The organism is Streptomyces sp. NPDC091209 (assembly GCF_044757755.1).
Taxonomy (GTDB): domain Bacteria; phylum Actinomycetota; class Actinomycetes; order Streptomycetales; family Streptomycetaceae; genus Streptomyces.
The window spans coordinates 307,082-327,451 of record NZ_JBIVVR010000012.1 but is presented as its reverse complement, the minus strand read 5'-3'; the positions used below and the strand labels follow the sequence as shown (position 1 = coordinate 327,451).

At 73.0% G+C, this 20,370-nt stretch carries 1 protein-coding gene; it reads left to right on the top strand.

Annotation, left to right across the window (positions count from 1 at the left end):
• Positions 1–3 precede the first annotated feature (3 nt).
• Positions 4–20,169 carry a type I polyketide synthase gene (locus tag ACIQRL_RS31230; RefSeq protein WP_401337793.1) on the top strand — a complete coding sequence of 6,722 codons (20,166 nt, stop codon included), beginning with the start codon at positions 4–6 and terminating at the stop codon, positions 20,167–20,169.
• Positions 20,170–20,370: the final 201 nt, after the last annotated feature.

Below are 20,370 nucleotides of genomic sequence, written 5' to 3'. Positions count from 1 at the left end.
GTGATGACAACCCCCGACGTAAAAGTCGTTGAAGCGCTGCGGGCCTCCCTCAAGGAAACCGAGCGGCTGCGCCGTCGGAACCAGGAGCTGACCGACGCCTCACGCGAACCCATCGCGATCGTCGGCATGAGCTGCCGCTTCCCCGGCGGCGTGCGGTCCCCGGAGGACCTGTGGCACCTCGTCGAGAGCGGCGGCGACGCCATCTCCGGGTTCCCCGACAACCGCGGCTGGGACACCGAGTCCCTCTACGACCCCGACCCGGACCACGAGGGCACCACGTACGCCCGCGAGGGCGGATTCCTCACCGACGCGGCCGACTTCGACCCCGCCTTCTTCGGGATCTCCCCGCGCGAGGCCCTCGCCATGGACCCGCAGCAGCGCCTGCTCCTTGAGACCACCTGGGAGGTCTTCGAGCACGCCGGCATCGACCCGACCACGCTGCGCGGCAGCCGCGCCGGCGTCTTCGTCGGCGCCTCCGCCAACGCGTACGGCGCCGCCACCTCCGAGCTGCCGGACGGCGTCGAAGGCCATCTGCTCACCGGCACCGCCTCCAGCGTGGCCTCCGGCCGGCTCGCGTACGTCTTCGGCCTGGAAGGGCCCGCCGCCACCGTCGACACCGCCTGCTCCTCCTCGTCCGTCGCCCTGCACATGGCCGTCCAGGCGCTGCGCAACGACGAGTGCTCGCTGGCACTCGCCGCCGGCGCCACCGTGCTCGCGGGCCCGGACGTCTTCGTCGAGTTCAGCCGCCAGCGCGGACTGTCGCCCGACGGGCGCTGCAGGTCCTTCGCCGAGTCCGCCGACGGCACCGGCTGGTCCGAGGGCGTCGGTGTGCTTCTGGTGGAGCGTCTTTCCGACGCGCGCCGCAACGGCCACCAGGTCCTCGCGGTCGTGCGCGGCTCGGCCGTGAACCAGGACGGTGCCTCCAACGGGCTGACCGCCCCCAACGGCCCCGCCCAGCAGCGCGTCATCCACCAGGCCCTGGAAAGCGCCCGGCTGACCACCGCCGACGTGGACGCCGTCGAGGCGCACGGTACGGGTACGACGCTCGGCGACCCGATCGAGGCGCAGGCGCTGCTGGCCACGTACGGCCAGGGTCGCGAGGCCGAACGGCCGCTCTGGCTGGGTTCGTTGAAGTCCAACCTCGGCCACACCCAGAACGCCGCCGGTGTCGCGGGCATCATCAAGATGGTCATGGCCATGCGCCACGGGGTGCTGCCCAGGACCCTGCACGTGGACGAACCGACCTCGCACGTGGACTGGTCCGCCGGTGCCGTGCGACTGCTCACCGAGCAGCGCGGCTGGCCCGAGACCGGGCGCCCGCGCCGCTTCGGCGTCTCCGCCTTCGGTGTCAGCGGCACCAATGTCCACACGATCATCGAGCAGGCTCCCGAGGTCGTCGCCGAGCCCCTGTCCGAGAGCGTGCCCGCCGCGGCGGCCGGGCCGTCGGTCGTGCCCTGGCTGCTGTCCGCCAAGGGACAGGACGCGCTGCGCGACCAGGCCCGTCGGCTGCTCGCGCACGTCGAGGCGCACCCCGAGCCGCGCCCGGCCGACGTCGGCGGCTCACTCGCGCTGGGCCGTACCGTCTTCGAACAGCGGGCCGCGGTCGTCGGGGGCGACCGTGAGGGCTTGCTGGCCGGCCTCGCCGCTCTCGCCGAGGGGCGCGCCGTTCCCGGTGTCGTCAGCGGGTCCGCCGTCGGCGGAAAGCTCACCTTCCTGTTCACGGGGCAGGGGAGCCAGCGGCTGGGGATGGGACGGGAGTTGTACGCGGCCTACCCGGTGTTCGCGGCGGCGCTGGACGCGGCCGCGGAGCGGATGGATCTCGAACTCCCGCTGAAGGACGTGCTGTTCGGCGGCGATGCGGAGTTGCTGAATCGTACGGAGTTCGCGCAGCCGGCGTTGTTCGCCGTCGAGGTGGCGTTGTTCCGGCTGTTCGAGTCGTGGGGTGTACGGCCGGACTACGTGTCCGGTCATTCGGTCGGTGAGATCGCGGCCGCGCATGTGGCCGGGGTGTTCTCACTGGAGGACGCCTGCACTCTCGTCGCGGCCCGGGGCCGGCTCATGCAAGCGCTGCCGGAGGGCGGCGTGATGATCGCGCTCCAGGCGACGGAGGCGGAGGTCACCCCGCTGCTGTCGGAGCGGGTGAGCATCGCGGCGATCAACGGGCCGCGGTCCGTGGTGATCGCGGGGGATGCCGACGAGGCGGAGCGGATCGCCGGTTCGTTCAGTGACCGCAGGTCCAAGCGCCTCACCGTGAGTCACGCGTTCCACTCGCCGCACATGGACGGCATGCTGGACGCCTTCCGCGCAGTGGTGGAGACCCTGACATACGAGCTGCCGAAGATATCGGTGATCTCGAATGTGAGCGGTGCTCTCGTTTCGGAGCAGTTGACGCGGCCCGAGTTCTGGGTGCGCCACGTCCGCGAGGCCGTCCGCTTCGCCGACGGTATCCGCGCGCTCGAAGCCGCGGGTGTCACCACGTATCTCGAACTCGGTCCCGACGGCGTCCTGTCCGCCATGGCGCAGGACTGCGTCGAGAGTGAGAACGCCGCCTTCGCCGCCGCCCTGCGCGCCGGCCGCGACGAGGCCGAGACATCCGTCACCGCCCTCGCCCACGCTCACGCCCACGGCGCGAACGTCGACTGGGCCGCGTACTTCGCCGGTTCCGGCGCGCGCCGCGTCGACCTGCCGACGTACGCCTTCCAGCGCCAGACGTACTGGCTGGCGCCGGGCGCGCGGGCCGGAGACGTGCGGGCGGCCGGTCTGGAGACGGTCGGGCACCCCCTGCTCGGCGCCGCCGTGACGCTCGCCGACACCGAGGGGCTGCTGCTCACCGCCCGGCTCGGTCTTGACACCCACCCCTGGCTGGCCGACCACGCGATCATGGACACGGTCCTGCTGCCCGGCACGGCCTTCGTCGAGCTCGCCGTGCACGCCGGTGACCAGGTCGGCTGCGACGTCCTGGAGGAGCTGACGCTGGAGGCACCGCTGGTGCTGCCCGCGCGCGGCGCCGTCCAGATGCAGATCCACCTCGGCGCGCCCGACGCGGACGGCTCCGGGCGCCGTACCTTCTCGCTCTCCTCCCGCCCGCAGGACGCCACCGAGGAGTCGTGGACCCGGCACGCCTCCGGCCTGCTCGGCCAGGGCGCGACGCAGACCGGCGTCGGCCTGACCGAGTGGCCGCCGCCCGGCGCCGAACCACTCGCCGTCGACGGCCTGTACGCGGATCTCGCCGGAGTCGGTATGGGCTACGGCCCCGTGTTCCAGGGCCTGACCGCCGCATGGCGGCACGGCGACGCGGTCTGCGTCGAAGTCGCCCTGCCTCGGGAACACGCCGCTGCCGCAAGGGACTTCGGACTGCACCCCGCTCTGCTGGACGCGGCCCTGCACGCGTTCGGGCTCGGCGTGCTGGGCGGTACCGAGGGCGAGGGCCGACTGCCCTTCGCCTGGACCGGAGTACGTCTGCACGCCGCGGGCGCCGACGCCCTGCGGGTGCGCCTGGCCCCGGCCGGTGCCGACGGCGTGCGCCTGGAGATCGCGGACGCCGCCGGCGCACCGGTCGCCACCGTCGACTCGCTGGTGCTGCGCACCGTCTCCGCCGACCAGATGCGCGTCGCCCGCGCCGCGCACCACGAGTCGGTGTTCCGCACCGAGTGGACCGCGCTGCCCGCCCCCGCCGCACCACCCGAGCGCACCCTGCGCTGGGCGGCGCTCGGCGATCCGGCCGCCCTGCTCACCGGTCACGAGGCCGGAAACGAGACCCCGGCCGAGACCCCGCCCGAGACCGCGTCCGCTGCCCCATCCGATGCCATGTTCGGTGCCACGCCCGGTGCCGCGCCCGATACCGCATTCGAGGCGCTGCGGAGCGCGCTGGGCGGCGAAGGCACCGCATACGCGGACCTGGCCGAGCTGGCGGGGGTCGTCGCGGACGGCACGCCCGTCCCGGACGCCGTGCTCGCCGGCTACGGCCCGTACACCGTCGACGGTACGCCTCAGGTGGACGCCGAGACCGTGCACGACGCCGCGCACCGCGCTCTCGCGCAGGTCCAACAGTGGTGCGGCGACGGGCGGTTCGGCGACGCCCGGCTCGTCGTTGTCACGCGCGGCGCGGTCGGCGACACCGTCACCGACCCCGTCCACGCCGCCGTGTGGGGACTGCTGCGTTCCGCGCAGTCCGAGTACCCCGGCCGGCTGCTGTTGCTCGACACCGACGGTCTCGACTCCTCCGTAAGCGCCCTGCCCGCCGCGCTCGACACGGGCGAACCGCAGCTCGTCCTGCGCGCCGGCATCGCGTACGCCCCCCGCCTGGCCCGGGTGCCGGTGCGTGAGGAGGAGGACGACACCGAACCCGTCGTGACGTACGCCCCCGACGCGACCGTACTCGTGACCGGCGCGGGCGGCATGCTCGGCGGCCTGGTGGCCCGCCGCCTCGTCGCCGAACACGGCGTACGGCACCTGCTGCTGGTCGGCCGACGCGGCGCGGACACGCCCGGCGCCCTCGAACTCTCAGCGGAACTGATCGAGTTGGGTGCGACTGTCACGTGGGCGGCCTGCGACGTGGCCGACCGGGACGCGCTCGCCGCCGTCCTGGCCGCCGTGCCCGCGGACCACCCGCTCGGCGCGGTCGTGCACACCGCCGGTGTCCTCGACGACGGCGTGATCGCCTCCCTCACCCCCGAGCGTCTCTCGGCCGTGCTGCGCCCCAAGGTGGACGCGGCCTGCAACCTGCACCATCTGACCCGGGACCTCGACCTCACCGCCTTCGTTCTCTTCTCCTCCATCGGCGGTGTCTTCGGCGGCCCTGGCCAGGGCAACTACGCCGCCGCCAACGTCTTCCTCGACGCCCTCGCGGAGCACCGTCGGCACCTCGGGCTGCGCGCCACCTCCACCGCCTGGGCGCTGTGGGCCGACACAGACGGCATGGCCGGCACCCTCACCGAGGCCGACGTCAGCCGTATGCGCCGGAACGGCCTGCCGCCCCTGACCACCGCCGAGGGCCTGGAACTGTTCGACCTGGCGCACCGGCTCGACGAGCCCGCCCCGGTCCTCATGCGCATCGACACCGCCGCGCTGCGCAGCCAGGCCCGCGCCGGCACCATGGCGCCGCTGCTGCGCGGCCTGGTACGTGTCCCCGCGCGCCGCACCGTCACCGGCGCGGCCTCCGCGGGCGGAGAGGACGGGCTGCGCCGCCGCCTGGCCGGCCTCCCGGCCGCCGAACAGGACCGGGTCCTGCTCGACCTCGTCCGTACGCAGGTCGCCTCCGCTCTCGGGCACCCCGGCCCCGCCTCCGTCGAACCCGGCCGCTCCTTCAAGGAACTCGGCTTCGACTCGCTGACCGCCGTCGAGCTGCGCAACCTGCTCGGCGAGGCCACCGGGCGCCGACTGCCCGCCACGCTCGTCTTCGACTACCCGACCGCGACCGCGCTCGCCGCGTACCTGCGAGAGGAGATCGTCGGCGACCTGGCCGCCCCGACCGGCACCGCCGCGATCACGCGGACCGCCACCGACGAGTCCGACGACCCCATCGCCATCGTGGCCATGGGCTGCCGCTTCCCCGGCGGCATCACCTCCCCCGAGGACCTGTGGCGCATGCTCGCCGAGGGCCGTGACGGGATCACCGCGTTCCCCGCCGACCGCGGCTGGGACCTCGACACCCTCTACAGCGACGACCCCGACCAGGAGGGCACCTCCTACGTCCGAGAGGGCGGTTTCCTGCACGACGCCGCGCTCTTCGACGCGGGCCTCTTCGGGATCTCGCCGCGCGAAGCCCTGGCGATGGACCCGCAACAGCGGCTGCTGCTGGAGACCACCTGGGAGGTCTTCGAACGGGCCGGCATCGACCCGGCGACCCTGCGCGGCAGCCGCACCGGCGTCTTCGTCGGCTCCAACGCACAGGACTACCTCCAGCTCTGGCTCAACGACTCCGACGGCCTGGAGGGCCACCTCGGCACGGGCAACGCCGCCAGCGTCGTCTCCGGCCGCATCTCCTACACCTTCGGCCTGGAGGGGCCGGCCGTCACCATCGACACGGCCTGCTCCTCGTCCCTGGTCACCCTGCACCTCGCGGCCCAGGCACTGCGGCGCGGCACCTGCACGATGGCACTCGCCGGCGCCGTGACGATCATGTCCACGCCCGGCGCGTTCACCGAGTTCAGCCGACAGCGCGGCCTCGCCGCCGACGGCCGGATCAAGGCATTCGCCGCCTCCGCCGACGGCACCAACTGGTCCGAGGGCGTAGGTCTGTTCCTGGTGGAGCGCCTGTCCGACGCGCGCCGCAACGGCCACCCGGTCCTCGCGGTCATCAAGGGCACCGCCGTCAACCAGGACGGCGCGTCCAACGGTCTGACCGCGCCCAACGGCCCGTCCCAGCAGCGCGTGATCCGCGAGGCCCTCGCCGACGCCGGCCTCTCCGCCACGGACGTGGACGCCGTCGAGGCGCACGGTACGGGTACGACGCTCGGCGACCCGATCGAGGCACAGGCGCTGCTCGCCACGTACGGCCAGGGGCGTTCCGCCGACCGGCCGCTGTGGCTCGGCTCGGTGAAGTCGAACATCGGCCACACCCAGGCCGTCGCCGGTGCCGCCGGCGTCATCAAGATGGTCATGGCGATGCGGCACGGGGTGCTGCCCCAGACGCTCCACGTCGACGAGCCGTCCCCGCACGTCGACTGGTCCGTCGGGGACATCTCCCTGCTCACCGAGGCCGTGTCCTGGCCGGACACCGGCCGTCCCCGCCGCGCGGGCGTCTCCTCCTTCGGCTACAGCGGTACCAACGCCCACACTGTCATCGAGCAGGCTCCCGAGGTCCCGTCGGCTTCGGTGTCCGGGGTATCGCGTGTTCTGCCGGTGCTGCCCTGGCTTGTCTCCGGTCGTTCGGCCGAGGCGTTGCGTGCGCAGGCTGTTCGGTTGCGCGGTTTCGCGGGGGGTTCGGTCGATGCGCTGGATGTCGGTTACTCGCTTGCCACCGGTCGTGCCGCTCTGGAGCATCGTGCGGTTGTGTTCGGGGTTCCGGGGGATGGGCACGCCGGTCTGACCAGCGGGCTCGCGACGCTGGCTGCTGGTGATGCTTCGGCGGCCTTGGTCCGAGGCGTGGTCGACAGTGGCGCGCTCGCCTTCGTGTTCACGGGGCAGGGGAGTCAGCGGCTGGGTATGGGGCGTGAGTTGTACGCGGCCTACCCGGTGTTCGCGGCGGCGCTGGACGCGGTCGCGAGCCGGATGGGCCTCGAACTCCCGCTGAAGGACGTGCTGTTCGGGGACGATGCGGAGCTGCTGAACCGGACGGAGTTCGCGCAGCCGGCGTTGTTCGCGGTCGAGGTGGCGTTGTTCCGGTTGTTCGAGTCGTGGGGTGTGCGGCCGGACTTCGTGTCAGGTCATTCGGTCGGTGAGATCGCGGCCGCGCATGTGGCCGGGGTGTTCTCACTGGAGGACGCGTGCCGGCTGGTGTCGGCCCGCGGTCGTCTGATGCAGGCGCTGCCCGAGGGCGGCGTGATGATCGCCCTCCAGGCCACCGAAGACGAGATCACGCCGCTGCTCGGAGAGCGGGTGAGTATCGCGGCGATCAACGGGCCGCGGTCCGTGGTGATCGCGGGTGACGCGGAGGAGGCCGAGCGGATCGCCGGTTCGTTCTCCGACCGCAAGTCCAGGCGGCTGAGCGTGAGTCACGCGTTCCACTCGCCGCACATGGACGGCATGCTGGACGCGTTCCGTGCCGTGGCGGAGGGGTTGACGTACGAGCTGCCGCGCATACCGGTGATCTCGAATGTGAGCGGTGCTCTCGCTTCGGAGCAGTTGACGCGGCCCGAGTTCTGGGTGCGTCACGTCCGGGAGGCCGTCCGTTTCGCCGATGGTGTCCGCGCGCTCGAAGCCGCCGGTGTCACCACGTATGTCGAGCTGGGTCCGGACGGTGTGCTTTCCGCCATGGGCCAGGAGTGTGTCGAGGACATCGACTCTGCTGTGTTCGTTCCCGCTCTGCGGGGCGGGCGTGACGAGGCCGAGACTGCTGTCGCGGCTCTCGCCCAGGCTTACGTTCGCGGCGCGCCCGTGGACTGGTCCGCCTTCTTCGCCGGTACGGGAGCGGGGAGGGTGGACCTGCCTTCGTACGCCTTCCAGCGCAAGCGCTACTGGCCGGACACCATTCTGCCCACGGGTGCTTCCGTCACCGGCCGGACCGCTCACGTCGTGGACGCCGGTTTCTGGGACGTGGTCGAACAGCAGGATCTGGCCGCGCTGACCGCTGAGCTGGATGTGGCCGACGACGCCACCGTCACGGAGTTGTTGCCGGCCCTGTCGGCTTGGCGCAAGCGCCGCAACGTCGAGTCGGAAGTGGATGGTTGGCGTTACCGGGTCAGCTGGAAGCCGTTGGCCGGTATGGCCTCCGGTGTCGTACTGAGCGGCACGTGGCTGGTGGTGTCGGCCGATCCGACCGGCTCGGCCGATGTGGTGGCGGCGTTGTCGGGTGCGGGTGCGCAGGTTCGTTCGCTCGTCGTCCCGGGGGGATCGGATCGCGCGGCGGTCGCTGCACTGCTCGCAGGGGCAGACGAATTGGCGGGCGTCGTCTCTCTCCTTGGTGTGGTGGACACCGCCGTTCTGGTGCAGGCGTTGGGTGATGCCGGTGTAACGGCTCGGGTGTGGGGGGTGACGCGGGGTGGGGTTTCCGTGGGTCGTTCCGACCGTCTTGACGACCCGGTTGCCGCTGGCGTGTGGGGGCTGGGGCGGGTTGTCGCTCTGGAGGACCCGGACCGTTGGGGCGGTCTGATCGACGTCCCGGTCGAGTTGGACGAGCGGGCGGGTGCGCGGTTCGTCAGTGTGCTGGCCGGTGCGGAGTCGGGTCTTGATGAGGATCAGGTCGCGGTGCGGGAGGCGGGGGTCTTCGGGCGTCGTCTTGTCCGTGCCCCGCGCGGTGAGGGCTCCTGGATCCCGTCCGGGACTGTTCTGATCACCGGTGGTACGGGTGTTCTGGGTGGCAAGGTCGCGCGGAGGTTGGCCGCCGAGGGTGCCGAGCGTCTGGTGCTGACCAGCCGTCGTGGCATGGATGCTCCGGGCGCGGCCGAACTCGCCGTGGAGTTGGCCGATTTGGGTGTGGACGTGTCCGTGGTGGCGTGCGATGCCGCCGACCGGGACGCGCTGCGGGAGCTGTTGGCGGCTGAGGCGGAGGGGCTTACGGCGGTCGTGCATACGGCCGGCGTTCTCGACGACGGGGTGCTGGACTCCCTGACCGCCGAGCGATTCACGTCGGTGCTGCGGGCCAAGGCGGAGTCGGCCCGTAACCTGCACGAGCTGACGGGTGAACTCGGTATCGAGCTCGATGCGTTCGTGCTGTTCTCCTCCATGAGCGGCATGCTTGGTGCGGCGGGGCAGGCCAACTATGCCGCCGCCAACGCCTACTTGGACGCACTCGCCGAGCAGCGCCGTGCCGACGGTCTGGCCGCGACCTCGCTCGCCTGGGGCCCGTGGGCCGAGGGTGGCATGGCCGCCGACCAGGCGTTGGAGGCCCGTATGCGCCAGGGCGGTGTGCCGCCGATGGCGCCGGAGACGGCGCTGACGGCGATGGTCCACAGCGTCGCTTCGGCCGAGGCCGCGCTGATGATCGTGGACGTGGAGTGGCAGCGCTACGCACCGGGTCTCACGGCCGTCCGGGCGAGCAACCTCCTTGCTGAACTGCCCGAGGTCGCGGCCGTCCGTGCCGTCAACGATCAGGCCGTGCGGCCCGGCTCGTCGCTGGCCCGGCGGATCCAGGAGCTGCCCGCGGGCGACCGCGACGCGTTCCTGCTCGACCTGGTGCGCACGCAGGTCGCCGCGGTGCTCGGCCATTCCGGTGCCGACGAGATCGAGGCGGGACGCGCGTTCCGCGAGATCGGCTTCGACTCGTTGACCGCCGTCGAGCTGCGCAACCGCCTCGGCGTCGCCGCCGAGCTGCGCCTCCCGGCCACTCTGGTCTACGACTACCCGACCCCGGCCGCCCTGGCCGCGTACCTGCGTGACGAACTGCTGGGCGCACAAGGTGCTTTGGAGACCGCACGGGCGGTCGTGGCCGTGGACGACGACCCGGTCGCGATCGTGGCGATGAGCTGCCGCTTCCCCGGCGGCGTACGGACCCCCGAGGACCTGTGGACACTGCTCGCGTCCGGCGGCGACGCCATCAGCGACCTACCGCTGGACCGGGGGTGGAACGTGGACGCGCTCTACGACGCCGACCCCGGAGCGCTGGGCACGTCGTACACCCGTGAGGGCGGCTTCCTGTACGACGCGGCCGACTTCGACGCCGAGTTCTTCGGAATCTCGCCGCGCGAGGCGCTCGCGATGGACCCGCAGCAGCGACTGCTGCTGGAGACGTCGTGGGAGGCGTTCGAGCGCGCCGGCATCGACCCGGAGACGCTCCGGGGCAGCCAGGCCGGGGTGTTCGTCGGCACCAACGGCCAGGACTACCTCTCCGTACTGCTGGAGGACCCCGAGGGTCTGGAGGGCCACCTCGGGACCGGTAATGCCGCGAGCGTGGTCTCGGGTCGGCTCTCGTACGTCTTCGGTCTGGAGGGTCCCGCGGTCACGGTCGACACGGCCTGCTCCTCCTCGCTGGTCGCGTTGCACTGGGCGATCCAGGCGCTGCGCAACGGCGAGTGCGACCTGGCTCTGGCGGGCGGCGTCACGGTGATGTCCACGCCGGGCACGTTCATCGAGTTCAGCCGCCAGCGGGGGCTCGCCTCCGACGGTCGCGTGAAGGCCTTCGCGGCGGCTGCCGACGGCACCGGCTGGGGCGAGGGCGCGGGCATGCTGCTCGTCGAGCGCCTCTCCGACGCGCGCCGCAACGGGCATCCCGTCCTGGCCGTGGTCCGTGGCTCCGCCGTCAACCAGGACGGCGCCTCCAACGGCCTGACCGCCCCGAACGGCCCCTCGCAGCAGCGCGTCATCCGCGCCGCTCTGGAGAGTGCGGGACTGACCGCCGCCGAGGTGGACGCGGTGGAGGCGCACGGTACGGGCACCCGGCTGGGTGACCCGATCGAGGCCCAGGCGCTGCTGGCGACGTATGGGCAGGACCGTCCCGAGGGGTTGCCGTTGCACCTGGGCTCCATCAAGTCGAACATCGGGCACACGCAGGCCGCGGCCGGTGTCGCGGGCATCATCAAGATGGTCATGGCGATGCGCCACGGGGTGCTGCCCCAGACGCTGCACGTCGACGAGCCGTCCCCGCAGGTGGACTGGGAAGCGGGTGACATCGCCCTGCTGACGGAGTCGGTCGCGTGGCCCGAGACGGGTCGCCCGCGTCGGGCGGGTGTCTCCTCGTTCGGCTTCAGCGGGACGAACGCGCACACCATTCTGGAGCAGTCCCCGGAATCGGCCGCTCCGGACACCACGGGCGCCGCCTCCGGACAGCAGGTACTCCCGGTGCTCCTGTCGGCGAAGACCGACGCCGCCCTGCGGGACCAGGCGCGAGCACTGCTCACGTATGCGACGGGTGCTCCGGAAATGGCTGCGAGCGAGATCGGGCGCGCCCTGGCGCTGGGGAGGTCCTCGTTCGAGGAGCGGGCCGCCGTGGTGGCGGGAGACCGCGAGGCCCTGCTGGCCGGACTCGCTACCGTCGCCGAGGGCAGCGTGGCCCCCGGTGTCGTCAGCGGGTCCGCCGTCGGTGGAAAGCTCGCCTTCCTGTTTACGGGCCAAGGCAGCCAGCGGCTGGGTATGGGACGTGAGCTGTACGCCGCGTACCCGGCCTTCGCGGAAGCGCTGGACGCGGTGGCGGAATGGCTGGATCTCGAACCCCCGTTGAAGGACGTGCTGTTCGGGGACGACGCGGAGCTGCTGAACCGTACGGAGTTCGCGCAGCCGGCGCTGTTCGCGGTCGAGGTGGCGTTGTTCCGGTTGTTCGAGTCGTGGGGTGTGCGGCCGGACTTCGTGTCCGGTCATTCGGTCGGTGAGATCGCGGCCGCGCACGTGGCGGGGGTGTTCTCGCTGGAGGATGCGTGCCGGCTGGTGTCGGCGCGGGGTCGGTTGATGCAGTCGTTGCCGGAGGGTGGCGTGATGATCGCGCTCCAGGCGACGGAGGCGGAGGTTGCTCCGTTGCTGTCGGAGCGGGTGAGCATCGCGGCGATCAACGGGCCGCGGTCCGTGGTGATCGCGGGTGATGCCGACGAGGCCGAGCGGATCGCCGGTTCGTTCAGTGACCGCAGGTCCAAGCGCCTCACCGTGAGTCACGCGTTCCACTCGCCGCACATGGACGGCATGCTGGAGGCCTTCCGCGAGGTCGCGGAGAGCATCACGTACGCGACCCCCGGGATAGCACTGATCTCGAATGTGAGCGGTGCTCTCGTTTCGGAGCAGTTGACGCAGCCCGAGTTCTGGGTGCGGCACGTCCGTGAGGCGGTCCGTTTCGCCGACGGCATGCGCGCGCTCGAAGCCGCCGGTGTCACCACGTACGTCGAGCTGGGTCCGGACGGGGTCCTCTCCGCCATGGCGCAGCACTGCGTGACCGACGGCAACGCCGGCTTCGTGCCCGCGCTGCGTGGCGGCCGGATGGAGGCCGAGACCGTGGTCACCGCGCTGGCCACTGCCCACGTCCGGGGTGTCCTGGTCGACTGGGCCGCCTTCCACGGGACCGGGAGCGGGACCGGGACCGTGACCCGGTACGCGGACCTGCCCACGTACCCCTTCCAGCACAAGCGCTACTGGCCGGAGACCGTCCTGGCCGGAGCGGTGTCGGGTGACGGCACCACGGACATCGTGGATGCCGTGGACGCCCGGTTCTGGGACGCGGTCGAGCGCGGGGACGGGGAGTCGCTCGCGGAGACGGTCGAATCCGGCGACGGGGAGAGCTGGGCAGGTGTCCTGCCCGCTCTGTCGGCGTGGCGCAAGCGGCGCAAGGCGCAGTCGGCCGTGGACGGTTGGCGCTACCGCGTCACCTGGAAGCCGCTGGCCGACCCCTCCTCCGGTGCCCGGCTGTCGGGCTCGTGGTTGGTGGCGTGGCCGGCCGAGGCCGGGAGCGGGGGCGACGCCGATGTGGTGGCCGCGCTGACAGGCGCGGGCGCCGCGGTGCGTACGCTCGCCGTCCAGGCGGGCTCCGACCGCGCGGCGCTCGCCGCACTGCTCGCGGACTCCGCCGACGTGGCCGGTGTGGTCTCGTTGCTGGGCGTGGTGGAGACCACCGCGCTGGTGCAGGCCCTCGGCGACGCGGCTGTCCCGGTCCCGCTGTGGGCCGTGACCCGTGGCGCGGTCTCCGTCGGCCGCTCCGACCGGCTCGCTGATCCCGTCGCCGCCGAGGTGTGGGGCCTGGGCCGGGTGGCGGCCCTCGAACACCCGGAGCGCTGGGGCGGCCTGGTCGACATCCCCGCCGAGCTGGACGAGCGGGCCGCGGCCCGGTTCACCGGCGTGCTCGCCGGAGCCGGCGCCGCTTCCGGCCTCACTTCCGGCCTCACTTCCGGCCTCGTCTCCGGCGCGGACGAGGACCAGGTCGCCGTGCGCGGCTCGGGCGCCTTCGGGCGCCGTCTGGTCCGCGCCCCGCAGGCCGAAGGCGCGGCAGTTTGGACCCCGTCCGGCACTGTCCTGATCACGGGCGGTACGGGCGCGCTGGGCGGCAAGGTCGCCCGCGAGCTGGCCGCCGAGGGCGCCGAGCGCCTGGTGCTCACCAGCCGTCGGGGTATGGATGCCCCGGGTGCGGCCGAACTGGCGGCCGAGCTGGCCGACTTGGGCGCCGACGTGTCCGTGGTGGCCTGCGACGCCGCCGACCGGGACGCGCTGCGCGAGCTGCTCGCCGCCGAGGCGGAGGGCCTGACGGCTGTGGTCCACACCGCCGGCATCCTGGACGACGGCGTGCTGAACGGTCTCACCCCGGAGCGGATCCGGTCCGTGCTGCGGGCCAAGGCGGTCTCCGCGCGCAACCTGCACGAGTTGACGAACGAACTCGGCATCGAGCTCGATGCGTTCGTGCTGTTCGCCTCCATGAGCGGCACGCTCGGTGCGGCGGGGCAGGCCAACTACGCCGCAGCCAACGCCTACTTGGACGCACTCGCCGAGCAGCGCCGTGCCGACGGTCTGGCCGCGACCTCGCTCGCCTGGGGCCCGTGGGCCGAGGGGGGCATGGCCGCCGACCAGGCGTTGGAGGCCCGTATGCGCCAGGGCGGTGTGCCACCCATGGACGCCGACCTCGCCGTCACGGCCCTGCACCGGGCCGTCGGCGCCGGCGACACCGCAGTCACGGTGGTGGACGTGGACTGGGCGCGTTACGGCCCCGCCTTCACGGCCGCGCGGGCGAGCAACCTGTTCGCCGAGATCGCGGAGGCCCGGGAATCCGGCTCGGGCGCGACCGACGGCGCAGCCTCGGCCTCGGAACGCCAGGGTCTGGCGGGCCGGCTCGCCGAGCTGCCTCCGGGCGAGCGGGAGCGGCTGCTGCTCGATCTGGTCCGCCAAGAGGTGGCCGGCGTCCTCGGCCACGCGGGCGTCGAAGGGGTGGGCGCCAGGCGGGCGTTCAAGGAGCTGGGCTTCGACTCGCTGACGGCGGTCGAGCTGCGCAACCGCCTGAACGCGGCCTCCGGGTTGCGCCTGCCCGCCACGCTCGTCTACGACTACCCGACCTCCGTCGCGCTCGCCGGCCATCTGCGCGCCGAACTCCTCGGCGAACAGGGCGAGTCGGGGGCGGCTCCGACCGTCGCGGCCGCCACGGGCGATCCGATCGCCATCGTCGCGATGAGCTGCCGCTTCCCGGGCGGCGTACGGACGCCCGAGGACTTCTGGCGGCTGCTGGCCACCGGCGGGGACGCCATCGGCGCGTTCCCGACCGACCGGGGCTGGGACACCGAGTCCGTCGTCGGCCCGCGAGCGCGGGACGAGGCGTATACGGAGGAGGGCGGATTCCTCTACGACGTGGCGGAGTTCGACGCCGGTTTCTTCGGGATCTCGCCGCGCGAGGCCCTCGCCATGGACCCGCAGCAGCGGCTGCTGCTGGAGACCTCGTGGGAGGCGTTCGAGCGGGCGGGCATCGACCCGTCGTCGGTGCGTGGCAGTCGTACGGGCGTGTTCGTCGGCACCAACGGTCAGGACTACCTCAACCTGGTCCTCAACTCCGCCGAGGGCGGCGACGGTTTCATGAGCACCGGCAACTCCGCGAGCGTCGTCTCCGGTCGCCTCTCCTATGTCTTCGGTATGGAGGGTCCGGCCGTAACGGTCGACACGGCGTGCTCGTCGTCGCTCGTGGCCCTGCACCTGGCGGTGCAGGCGCTGCGCAACGGCGAGTGCGACATGGCGCTGGCCGGCGGCGTGACGGTGATGTCCACGCCGGGCGCCTTCGAGGAGTTCAGCCGTCAGCGTGGGTTGGCCGAGGACGGCCGTATCAAGGCGTTCGCGGCGGCGGCGGACGGCACGGGCTGGGGTGAGGGGGTCGGCATGCTGCTCGTGGAGCGGCTGTCGCAGGCCCGCGCCGAGGGTCACCCGGTCCTCGCGGTGGTCCGTGGTTCGGCTGTCAACCAGGACGGTGCGTCCAATGGTCTGACCGCGCCCAACGGTCCCTCCCAACAGCGCGTCATCCGCGCCGCGTTGGCAAGCGCGGACCTGTCCGCCGACGAGGTCGACGCGGTCGAGGCGCACGGCACGGGTACCAAACTGGGCGACCCGATCGAGGCCCAGGCCCTGCTGGCCACGTACGGCCGGGACCGGTCCGAGGGCCGGCCGCTCCTTCTGGGTTCGGTGAAGTCCAACATCGGCCACACCCAGGCAGCGGCCGGTGTCGCCGGTCTGATCAAGATGGTGCTGGCGATGGAGCACGGCGTGCTCCCGAAGACGCTGCACGTGGACGAGCCCACCCCCAACGTCGACTGGACCGCGGGCGAGGTCTCCCTGCTGACGGATTCCGTGGCGTGGCCCGAGACGGGCCGTCCGCGGCGCGCCGGCATCTCTTCCTTCGGCGTGAGCGGGACGAACGCCCACACCATCCTGGAGCAGGCCCCGGCCGCGGAGGAGCCCGACGCCGTACGGGCGCAGGGCGTGCCCACCGCGACCGCGTGGGTCCTCTCGGGCCGTGACGCGACGGCCCTGCGCGACCAGGCCGAGCGCCTCCGAGCGCACCTGGCCGCCCACGACGGGCTGCGGCCCGAGGACGTGGCCCACTCGCTGGCCGCCGGCCGCGCGCTGCTCGACCACCGCGCGGTGGTCGTCGGCGCCGACCTCGGTGACTTCCGCGAGGCCCTGGGTGAGCTGGTGGCCGGCCGGACGGACACCCGGGTCGTACGGGGTGTGGTCGGCACCGACCGGCAGACGGCCCTCCTCTTCACCGGTCAGGGGAGCCAGCGGCTGGGTATGGGGCGTGAGTTGTACGCGACGTACCCAGTCTTCGCGGAAGCGCTGGACGCGGTGGCGAGCCGGATGGACCTCGAACTCCCGCTGAAGGACGTGCTGTTCGGCGAGGACGCCGCACTGTTGAACCGGACGGAGTTCGCGCAGCCGGCGTTGTTCGCGGTCGAGGTGGCGCTGTTCCGCCTCGTCGAGTCGTGGGGTGTGAAGCCCGACTTCGTGTCGGGGCACTCGATCGGTGAGATCGCTGCCGCTCATGTGGCCGGTGTGCTGTCCCTGGATGATGCCTGCAGGCTCGTGTCGGCGCGTGGTCGTCTGATGCAGGCCCTTCCCGGGGGCGGGGTGATGGTCGCGCTGGAGGCGACCGAGGTCGAGGTCACGCCGCTGCTGAGCGAGCGGGTGAGTATCGCGGCGATCAACGGGCCCCGGTCCGTGGTGATCGCGGGTGACGCGGACGAGGCGGAGAGGATCGCCGGTGCGTTCACGGACCGAAAGTCCAAGCGCCTGACGGTCAGTCATGCGTTCCATTCGCCGCATATGGACGGGATGCTCGCCGACTTCCGTAAGGTGGCGGAGGGGCTGACCTACGACAGTCCCCGGATCGCGGTCGTGTCGAATCTGACCGGCGCGGTGGTCACCGACGACATGGCCGACCCCGACTTCTGGGTCCGCCACGTCCGTGAGGCGGTCCGCTTCGCCGACGGCATCCGCACCCTGGAGGCCCAGGGCGTCACCACCTACCTGGAGTTGGGCCCCGACGGGATCCTCTCCGCCATGGCCAGGGACTGCGTCGACCGCCCCGACACCACCGTCTTCACCCCCGCCCTGCGCGGAGGCCGGGACGAGGCCGAAACCCTCACCACGGCCCTCGCTTCCGCCCATGTCCACGGCACCGTCGTCGACTGGGTCGCGTACCACTCCGCCACGGGCGCGCGCCGGGTGGACCTGCCCACGTACGCGTTCCAGCGCGAGCGCTACTGGGTGGACGCGTTCGTCGAGAGCGGTGACGTGACCGTGGCCGGCATCGATGACGCCGGGCACCCGCTGCTCGGTGCCGCGGTCGAACTCCCGGACTCCGGCGGGTTCCTGTTCACCGGGCGGCTGTCCCTGCGTACGCACTCCTGGTTGGCCGACCACGTGGTGGCGGACAGTGTGGTGGTGCCCGGGGCGGCGTTCGTCGAGCTCGCGGTGCGGGCCGGGGACGAGGTCGGCTGCGACACCGTCGAGGAGTTGACCGTCGAGGCGCCGCTCGTGCTGCCCGAGACCGGGGCCGTCCAACTGCGGGTCGCGGTCGGCAGGGCGGACGACGCCGGGTGCCGCCCAGTACAGGTGCACAGCCGGGCCGAATCGGCCGCCGACGGCGCGTGGTCGCGCAACGCCACCGGACTGCTGGGCGTCGGTACGGCCCGTACGGACGCACGTACCGACGCACGCACCGCAGCCCGCACCGCCGGCCCTGTCGGGGCCGACCCGACCCCGTGGCCGCCCGCCGACGCGCAGGAGGTGCCGGTCGGGACCCTGTTCGAGCGGCTCGCCGGTGCGGACCGCCACCACGGCCCGGCGTTCCGCACCCCGACCCGGGTGTGGACGCGCGGCGAGGAGGTGTTCGCGGAGGCCCGGCTCTCCGAGGAACTCCAGCTCTCCGCCGCGAGGTTCGGACTGCATCCGGCTCTGCTGGACGCAGCGGCGCAGGTCACGGCGGTGGCCCAGGGGGCCGCGCGCCGGCTGCCGGCCGTGTGGCGCGGTGTGCGCCTGCACGCGGGGGGCGCGGACGCGCTGCGTCTGACGCTCACTCCGCAGGACGAGGGCACCATGTCAGTGGAGTTGGCCGACGCCGAGGGCGCGCCGCTCGCCTCCGTCGCCGCGCTGGTGACGCAGGAGCTCGACGCCGAACGGTTCGCGCTCGCCCCGATCGGGGGGACGGACGGGCTGTTCCGGCTGGACTGGCAGCCCTCGGCCGTCCCGGCCGACGCGTCCGCCGCCGACCCGGTCGTGGTCGGGGACCCGGACCGGGTGCTGCTCGACGCCTTCGCCGGCGCGGGCCGCGACCTCGACGCATACGCCGACCTCGCGGCCCTGGAGACGGCCGTCGCGGCCGGTCGCGAGTTGCCGGACACGGTGTACGTGCCGTTCCTCACGGCCGCCGACGCGTCGCAGCAGGACCTGATCGGCGGCGTACGGGCGGCCACGCACCGGGCGCTCGCCACCGTGCAGGCGTGGCCGGCCGACGGCCGGTTCGCCGGATCCCGCCTGGTCTTCGTCACCCGGGGCGCGGTGGCCGCGGGCCCGGAGGCCGAGGTGGCCGACCTGGCGCACGCCCCGGTATGGGGCCTGGTGCGCGCGGCGCAGACCGAGAACCCGGACCGGTTCGTCCTCGTGGACGTCGACGGCACGGAGGCGTCCCTGCGGGCGCTGACCGCCGCGGCCGCGTCCGACGAGCCCGAACTCGCGCTGCGCGGGGCGGAATTCCTCGCCCCCAGGCTGGTGCGGCAGGACGCGCCGACGGGTACCGGCCGTACCCTCGACCCGGAGGGCACGGTCCTGCTCACCGGTGCCAGTGGTGGCCTCGGCCGGCTCTTCGCCCGGCACCTGGCCGCCGAGCACGGTGCACGCCATCTGCTGCTGGTCGGCCGACGCGGTGAGAAGGCCGAAGGCGCGCGCGAACTCGTCGACGATCTGCGCGAGTTGGGTGCCTCGGCGACCTGGGCGGCGTGCGACGTGGCCGACCGCGACGCGGTGGCCGCGCTGCTCGCCTCCGTACCCGCCGAGCACCCGCTGACGGCCGTGGTGCACACCGCCGCCGTCCTGGACGACGGGCTCGTGGACCTGCTCACCCCGGAGCGGGTGGACGCGGTGCTGCGGCCCAAGGCCGAGGCTGCGCTGCACCTGCACGAGCTGACGCGTGAACTGGACCTGTCGGCGTTCGTGCTGTTCTCCGCAGCGGCCGGCACCCTCGGTGGCGCCGGACAGGCCAACTACGCCGCAGCCAACGTCCTGCTCGACGCCCTCGCCCGGCACCGGCACGCGGCGGGCCTGCCCGCTCTGTCCCTGGTGTGGGGCATGTGGGCGGAGGAGCGCGGCATGGCGGGCCGGCTCACCGAGCGCGAGCGGACCCGCGCCGCACGAGGTGGTGTCGCACCGCTCGACGCGGCGCACGGCCTGGCACTCTTCGACGCGGCCCTGGCGAGCGACGAGCCGGTGCTGATGCCGGTCGCCTTCGACCAGGCCACCCTGCGCGCCCGCGCGGCCGACGGCGGGATCCTGCCGATGCTCCGCGGCCTGGTGCGCACCCCGGTGCGCCGCACCGTCCCCGCCACCGCCCGCCCGGCGCACGACGGGACCGGCGGGGTCGCGGCGCAGACGAAACTGGCCGAGCACCTGACCGCGCTCCCGCCCGCCGAGCGCGAGCGGACCGTGCTGGACCTGGTGCGTGGCGAGGCGGCCGCCGTGCTCGGCCACCGGTCGGCCGAACTCGTCGGCGGAGAACAGGCGTTCAAGGAGCTCGGCTTCGACTCGCTCACAGCGGTCGAGCTGCGCAACCGGCTCAACGCCGCGAGCGGACTGCGGCTGCCCGCCACCCTGGTGTACGACTACCCCAATCCGGCGGCCCTCGCCCGGCACCTGCTGGCCGAAATCGCCCCGAAGGCAGTTGCCCACGAGGTGTCGCTGCTCGCCGAGATCGACCGGCTGGAGAGCATGTTCTCCGCACTCGACGCCGGGCGGCTGGCCGAGGCCGTCGGCGACGACGAGAGGGCCCACGCGAGCGTCGCGGTCCGGCTCCAGGCGCTGCTCGGCCGGTGGAACGACGCCCGCCCCGCCCCGGAGGACGACGGCGCGAACGAGATCGAGGACGCCAGCGACGACGAGCTCTTCGCCCTCATCGACAAGAAGTTGGGCCAGGGCTGATGCCGTGCGCCCCTGGGGCACAGCGCCCTTGGGCGCAGTACCCCCTCCGGGCGACAGGCTCCAGCCGCCCCGGACGCACCGCCGGCCCGCCCGGCGGTGCGTCCGCCCCCTGGGGACCCCTGAGGAGCACCCTCGGGACCCCAGACCCCCGACCCGAACCACTCCGAGCACGTGCGAATACCTCCACGCTCTCGACCATGC

Excerpts from the sequence above, each read along its gene's own strand:
- ACIQRL_RS31230 (WP_401337793.1), top strand. The coding sequence starts at position 4 with ATGACAACCCCCGACGTAAAAGTCGTTGAAGCGCTGCGGGCCTCCCTC.